1 protein-coding gene is annotated in these 1,283 nt (G+C 66.7%); it reads left to right on the top strand.

The annotated features are described in order from the left end of the window. The coding region (locus tag H7K52_RS18810; protein WP_182630349.1) for a type VI secretion system Vgr family protein at nucleotides 1-1,283 on the top strand (1,283 nt) is incomplete at both ends.

Raw genomic sequence — 1,283 nt, 5'->3', positions numbered from 1 at the left:
ATGTTCTCACGCATTACTGCTCAGCTGCCGGCGGACGGCCTGCTGTTCCATACGCTCACCGGCACCGAGACGCTGTCCCGTCCGTTTGTGCTCACCGCCGAACTGCTGGCCACCGACGCGCGCATCGACCGTCACGCCCTGCTGGGCAAGCCGGTGACCTTTACGCTGCCGACCGACGGCCTGATGAACGCGCTGAGCCCGCGCTACCTCAACGGCAAAATCACCCGGGTGGCGGTGCGCAGCCAGGAGCTGAGCGGCACCCGCTACGCGGTCTACCAGCTGACGGTGGAGCCGGACCTGTGGCCGATGCGGCGCGACCGCAACCTGCGCATCTTCCAGAGCCAGACGGTGCCGCAGATTGTGCAGACGCTGCTGAAGGAGTACGCGGTCAGCGTGGAGACGCGCCTGGCGGGCAGCTACCGGGTGTGGGAGTACTGCGTGCAGTATCAGGAGAGCAGCCTGGACTTTATCAGCCGCCTGATGGAGCTGGAGGGGATTTACTACTTCTTCCGCCACGAGGCGGACAAACATACGCTGGTGCTGTGCGACGCGCCGGACCAGCATCAGGCGTTTCCGGGCTATGAGACCATCGCCTATCACGTCACCCCGTCGGGCGGCGTGGTGACGGAAGAGGGCATCAGCCAGTGGTCGCTGGCGGAGAGCGTGACGCCGGGCATCTACAGCACCGACGACTACGACTTCCGCAAGCCGAACGCGTGGATGCTGCAGGCGCGGCAGAACCCGGCGTCGCCGGTGCCGGGCTCGGTGGACGTCTACGACTGGCCGGGCCACTTTGTCGACCACAGCCACGGCGAGTCCTACGCGCGCATCCGTCAGGAGGTGTGGCAGGCCGAGCACCACAGCGTCAGCGGGTCGGGCACCGCCACCGGCATCGCGCCGGGCTTCACCTTTGCCATCATCAACGCGCCGCACTTCAGCGACAACGGCGAATATCTGGTGACCTCGGCCACCTATGACTTCGCCGAGAACAGTTACGCCAGCGGCGACACCGGCGAGAGCCGTCACAACATCAGCTTCACGGTGCTGCCGTCGTCGGTGACGTACCGCACGCCGCCGGAGACGCCGTGGCCGAAAACGCACGGCCCGCAGACCGCGAAGGTGGTGGGGCCGAAAGGCGAGTCGATCTGGACCGATCGCTACGGCCGGGTGAAAGTGAAGTTTCACTGGGACCGTCTGGCGAAGGGCGACGACACCAGCTCCTGCTGGGTGCGCGTCTCCAGCGCCTGGGCGGGTCAGGGGTTCGGCGGGGTGCAGATCCCGCG

The sequence above is a fragment of the Pantoea hericii genome (assembly GCF_014155795.1).
Lineage (GTDB): Bacteria > Pseudomonadota > Gammaproteobacteria > Enterobacterales > Enterobacteriaceae > Pantoea > Pantoea eucalypti.
This window is presented reverse-complemented; position numbering and strand designations above follow the sequence as displayed.